Raw genomic sequence first — 6275 nt, 5'->3', positions numbered from 1 at the left:
CTTTAGCTTCTTTAGCTTCTTTAGCTTCTTTAGCTTCTTTAGCTTCTTTAGCTTCTTTAGCTTCTTTAGCTTCTTTAGCTTCTTTAGCTTCAGTGTTCGCGACCTGTTCTTGAGATGCAACCGCATCCATCATTTTTTCATCAGCTTCTTGTGCAAAAACATTGGTACTCATTAGTACATTTAACACAACGATCGAAGCGAAGGATTTGCTTGTAGTTATGTCTTTCATATTTTTAAGAAACAAACTCATACCCCATCTGCTCAATATTTTCATTTTGGCAAATCATAGCATTAATAAAAGATTAGAGCTGAATAACGAGATTTAATTCATTCGACCTGTATGCATTTAAACGTTTAAATCCACCATAAACTAAACCCGAGTTCTACATCCTGTAAAACTCGGGTCGATGAGGTTGTGCTTTTCAAAAATCATATTATTGTTTTATTGGCTTTCCTTTCCTACATCATCTCCATGATGATTTTCCGTCGGCGTCGTCTTCCATATTGGGATCATTCCATTCCCACTCCCTGTGCCGATAAGCTTAGATTACGCTTAAGCTCGCTTCGTGACTATGGGTCAACAGACACATTCATTGTAAGCAATTTCTTACACGCATCCATTCACACTTGTTTGCCATCTTTATAATCTTGCGCAATTTCATCTGTCACTTGTTTCTCTTCTTTCTCAGCTTTCGCAATACCTTCTTGAATCGCCTCCTGAGCCTCTTGCTCATCAGCATCCGTCTGTTCTAATTCTTGCTGTACTTGCTCAAATTGTCGTCCAGTTTGTAAAACAACGTACACAGGAAAGTGATCCGAACCAATATGCGGTAATCGCTCCATTTTCACCAAAGCAAAATCAGTGCTGTGGAATACATGATCGAGTGACCATCGTAATAGCGGATAGTCCGCATGGAAGGTATTGACATAATGACGTCCAACACGCGGGTCTAACAAACCACTGATACGTTGAAATAGTCGTGTGGTACGAGACCATGCCACATCGTTTAGATCTCCCATGACAATGCAACTTTCATCCAAGTCTTTAATTTGATCACCGACAATCAACAATTCAGCATCACGTAATGTAGAGTCTTTGGCTTCAGTTGGACTCGGCGGTTTGGGATGTAAACAATATAATTGAACTGGCTGTCCAGAACGCAATTTCACTGTGGTATGAATAGAAGGAATCTCATTACTCAGTATGAATTTGACTTCGGTATCACTCAATTCCAACTTACTGTAGAGATGCATTCCATAGAGATTATCTAAAGGTACTGGAACACGATAAGGATAATCCGCCTCAATGACCGAAAGTTCATTCTGCCAGGTTTGGTCTGTTTCAAGCGTCAATACGATATCGGGTTGATGCTGATGAATCTGTTCAATCAAACGATGATATTCTGTATTTGGTGTTAAAACATTCGACACAATTAAAGAGATTTGCTTTGATGGATCAAGTTGATCTGGTTGGACCTGTTTCACCTGTTTTTTCCAAATTAAGGTATAAGGCAAAACCATCTTCAATTGATATGCTAATGCAGCAATTAATCCAACAAATATGACTTGGCGTCTTAAATCCCATTCCCCATCCCAAATCAACAGGAGGATAAATGCGATAAAGCCTAGGGCTAAAATTTGTAGTCTTGGAAAATCGGCACCTCGAAACCACCACTCATCACGCGGAATCAAAGACCAAAAACTTAACCAAATCACAACAACAGCCAGTATCTCAATCCATAGCATAGCGCTTCTCTTTATATATTCTTAATTTTTCGATGATTCATAAATTTATATTAGTTTTGCATGTAACATAAACAAGATATATTGCACAATATATTTGCTGTTTTGATTGTGTACCACTTGCAGTTATACACTCTTTTGATACACTCGAACCCCCTTTTTTATTTTAACGCACCGAGGCAAAGTGACATGAAAGTAGGTCTGGTCGGTTGGCGCGGGATGGTTGGTTCCGTCCTTATGCAACGTATGGTTGAAGAGAATGATTTCGCTCAATTTGAGCCATTCTACTTCTCTACCAGTAATGCAGGTGGTGAAGCCCCTGCGTTTGGTGGTAAAACTGCCCCAGCACTTATGGATGCGACAGACATTAATAGTCTGAAGCAAATGGATGTCATTATTACCTGCCAAGGTGGTGATTATACCACTGAAGTTTTCCCTAAGTTGAAAGCTGATGGTTGGAATGGTTACTGGATTGACGCTGCATCTACATTGCGTATGGACGATGAAGCAATCATCGTATTAGATCCAGTCAACATGAATGTGATCAAAGACGGTTTGGTAAAAGGTACGAAAACATTTGTAGGCGGTAACTGTACTGTTTCATTGATGTTAATGGGTCTTGGTGGTCTGTTCCAAAACAATCTTGTTGAATGGGCGACTTCAATGACTTACCAAGCTGCTTCTGGTGCGGGTGCGCAAAACATGCGTGAACTCATCACAGGTATGGGCTATTTGTATAACAATACAAAAGATCTATTAGACGATCCACGTTCTCCAATTTTAGATATCGACTCTAAAATTGCTGAATTACAGCGTGGTGAAGGATTCCCTTCAGCAAACTTCGGTGTACCTTTAGCAGGTTCTTTAATTCCTTATATCGACAAACAGCTTGAAAGCGGTCAATCGAAAGAGGAATGGAAAGGTCAAGTTGAAACCAATAAGATTCTTGGTAATTCACAAATTGTACCTATTGATGGTCACTGTGTACGTATTGGTGCAATGCGTTGTCACTCACAAGCATTGACTTTAAAACTTCGTAAAGATGTTCCTTTAAATGAAATTGAAGACATCATTGCAAGTGCAAATGACTGGTCTAAAGTTGTGCCGAACACACGTGAAGCATCAATGACTGATCTTACACCTGTTGCAGTAACTGGCACGCTTACAGTTCCAGTAGGCCGTTTACGTAAACTCAATATGGGTAAAGAGTATTTAGGCGCGTTCACTGTTGGTGACCAATTACTTTGGGGTGCTGCTGAACCTTTACGCCGTATGCTACGCATCTTGATTGACTATAAAAATGCTTAATATTTAATAGTCACTTCAATAAAAAGCCGGTCTGATTAGATCGGCTTTTTTTATGCAATTTGAATTGATTAGAGCTTGGAGTGCTATTTGAAAGGAAATATTATGACATCGATACAAAAAACAGTTAAATTACAATCTCATCACTTCTTATTTCGAACATCTTGATCGATACATAATGATGAACTGAGAATATAAAAAATCGAGATTAAAAACAGTCCAATATTTCGAGCACTCAGGTATTAGATTTGCAATAAATTCATTGAATTCAATGAAGGGGAAAAATTATGTTGTATGTCATTCCATTTGTCGTCTTGCTGTTAATCGCACTGGTGCTCAAAAAACGTGAGGATAAACAAAAAAATGGTGACACAGGATCAACAAAATCTAAAAAAAATGTGAGTGTAAAACGCGCTAAGAAAAGCCCCAAAACTCGTTCCACCCCACAACAAGCCTATTCACAGCATGGTCATGGCGCACCACAAGACTTAAGTGCCGAACCAGTGGCTGATGAACTTAAAGCCAGTATTGAATACTTAATTCAATCAGAAAGCTATATGTCAGCCGAAGCAAAAATCAATCAAGCATTGAATCGCGATCCTAGACAACATGAGCTTTACTCGTATTTGATTGATATTCACATCTTACAGAATGATGAATTTGCTTTAAAACAATTGAGTAATTATTTACGCTCCACTGGATTACATTACATTGCGGATGAAGCTGAAGACAAACTTAAAGCTGCAAAAGAAGCGGAACGGAATAAAGAAATTGCGAAAGAATCACGGGATATATCGAACACCGAGAATCAGCCTCGTCATGCTGCACAGTTTCATAGCACCAGTTTTATAACTGAAATCCCTGCAGTGCAATCAGAACAAGCTTTTGATCATCTCATCAAGTCTCAGGATGAACAACATAGCTCTCAGGAAAGCACACCCACTGAAACAAATGAGACCACAGAGCAATCTTCTCTTCCTTCTCAAAGCTCAACATTTGTGTTTGAAACAGAACAATACCCACATCCCTTACAAGCCAAAGAGAAGAAAAGCACTCCTGAGGAAGAAACTGAGCATGTCTCTGCTGAACCTACTGCTCATTTTGTATTTAGCTCAGAACAGCTGGATTTAGCAGAAGAGTTTACGCTCAATAAAACCAATGAAGAAATCATTGACCAGCTCCCTTCTGATCAGGCTGAAAATCAGCAGGCAACTGAACAACAGACTCCATCGCAAAACGAGCATTTTGAACTCGATTTTTTTATGGAAGATACACCGCAACCAACCTCACAACACCCATTCGAGCAAGATGATGAGAAGACTCCTGCATCAAAAGAGCAAACACCTTTAGAATTTATAACGACAGATTTAACTTTCGAGCCAAATGCTCAAACACAGACTGAATCTGAAACAACCAATCAATCGACTGAAGATCGCGCCCCCTTAGAGTTTGATTTAGATTTCTCCAGTTTTCAGTCTGAAAATAAATCACAAACAGCATCAGTGCACTCAACTGATGCTGAGAACCTTGTTTCAGAAAATGAGTCCATCCAAAATCTCGACTTCACACTTGATTTAAGTCAAGAATGGGTTGAAAAAACAGATCTCTCTCATTCAGCACTGAGCTCTTCTCCATTAGAAAAAAATCCACAAGAACTGAATATTGAAATAGATCCATTGGAATTTAGCTTTTCAGATCAGTCGGAACAGCCTCATTCTCAAACAACATCTAAGGATGAACTCACTTTTGATCTTTCAGATGATTTTAACTTTGATGCTGAAACATCTAGCTCAGCAAAAGTTTCAAAGCAAAGCGTGAATGATCAGATTTTAGATTTTGTAACTTTCGACTTTGAGGAAAATCTTGATTCAAAATCTACAATAGAAAGCTCAATTGAACCGACAAACGAGTTTAATTTTGACCTCAATTCATCAGATGAAAATGTAGAAGTGCAACAGAATCATTCGCATGAAACATCTGCGATAAAAATGAATCCGAATCGTCCTGATGATCCTCTTGTACAACGTTTTCCTGAATTACTCAACGTTGATGAAATTCAACTTAACTTAGATTTAGCGGATCAATACATTAAATTTGGCGCGTTTGATGAAGCAGAAAAATTAATTACGGAATATGAATCGCATTACAATGACGAACAAAAAATGCGTGCAGCAAAACTCCGAGAGAGCATGGAATCTGATTCCAATTAATCTTAATATGAAGCAGTCTAATCAGGCTGCTTTTTTTATGAGTTCAAAAATAGCTTTAATCTATATGGGTGGGACATTTGGTTGCGTTGGTGAACCTTTAGCGCCTATGCCTGCTGCCGATTTTTTCCCGCAATTAAAAGAAATTTTGCCCGTTCAAAATCCAATAGAGCTTGTTCAGGCTCATGAGATTAAAGACAGTAGTGCATGTACGGCGCGTGATTGGTTGCTGTTAATCCAAAAAATTCAACAATTGCAAGCTAAACAATTTCAAAATTTTATTGTCATTCATGGTACCGATACCATGAGTTATGCTGCGGCTATTCTTTCTCGATTTCTCCATGATACGTGTCGAGTCATTATCACAGGTAGCCAATTTCCTCTGCTCAATCATGCAGCGACATCTTTGCATCCATCGAGCGATGCTTTAGATAATCTGAATCATGCCATCCAATATATGGAAAATGTGTCTGATGGTGTTTACTTATGCTTTAACCATCAAATTTTTCATGCCAGAACTGCAGTCAAGACTCATCGCACGGCACTAAATGCATTTTGTGGTGAAGCATTTACAAATGTCATCAAGCCCATATCAAGTTCTTTTGTCGACATTACTGAGCAACATATTGAACGCTCGACACAACTCAATATTGCGAATCTGAGTCTTCGCCCCATTGAAATCAAATTATTCAATCAGCATTTAACGCGTTTTATCGACAACTCGCCTCATGTACTCATACTTCAAGCATATGGAACCGGTAATTTAGCAATTAATGCGGATACCACAGATATTTTGAAGCAGCTTCGTGCCTTAGGCTGCCATATTATATTAAGTAGTCAGGTCATGTTTGGAGAATTAGATCAACGCTATGCAATTAGCAGTTGGATTCAAGCATCTGATATTTTAATAGACGATACACTCAGTGATGCCGATCTTTATGCCAAAATTCTAAAAATGTATTTACAATACCCTTCCACAGATCAATGGTTAAAACATTGGTATGATTCATCAAATTAGAG

General features: G+C 38.6%; 5 protein-coding genes. 3 read left to right on the top strand and 2 right to left on the bottom strand.

The window, feature by feature from the left end; genetic code table 11:
• Together AC1M9M_RS09550 and AC1M9M_RS09545 are read right to left on the bottom strand one after the other, a co-directional pair.
• A partial coding sequence (locus AC1M9M_RS09550; RefSeq protein ID WP_481592407.1) for a hypothetical protein occupies positions 1-250 on the bottom strand: 250 nt, incomplete at its 3' end.
• A 371-nt stretch (positions 251-621) separates the two neighbouring features.
• Positions 622-1746, bottom strand: coding sequence for an endonuclease/exonuclease/phosphatase family protein (locus AC1M9M_RS09545; protein WP_035264120.1), 1125 nt, complete (start codon positions 1744-1746; stop codon positions 622-624).
• Positions 1747-1932: 186 nt separating this feature from the next.
• Between AC1M9M_RS09545 and asd the strand changes: the two genes are divergently transcribed.
• From asd to AC1M9M_RS09530, 3 genes are all read left to right on the top strand, one after another.
• Positions 1933-3051, top strand: coding sequence for an aspartate-semialdehyde dehydrogenase (asd, locus tag AC1M9M_RS09540; RefSeq protein WP_481596217.1), 1119 nt, complete (start codon positions 1933-1935; stop codon positions 3049-3051).
• 284 nt (positions 3052-3335) lie between these two features.
• Entirely contained in the window at positions 3336-5258 is a 1923-nt protein-coding gene (locus AC1M9M_RS09535; RefSeq protein ID WP_481596216.1) for a hypothetical protein, read from the top strand.
• 37 nt (positions 5259-5295) lie between these two features.
• The gene (locus AC1M9M_RS09530; protein WP_481596215.1) at positions 5296-6273 is read left to right on the top strand and encodes an asparaginase domain-containing protein; all 978 of its coding nucleotides are present in this window, start codon (positions 5296-5298) and stop codon (positions 6271-6273) included.
• Positions 6274-6275: the final 2 nt, after the last annotated feature.

Source organism: Acinetobacter sp. ANC_7503, from assembly GCF_056780035.1.
Note: the sequence above shows the minus strand (reverse complement) of the source record. Positions and strands in the feature narration are given on the sequence as shown.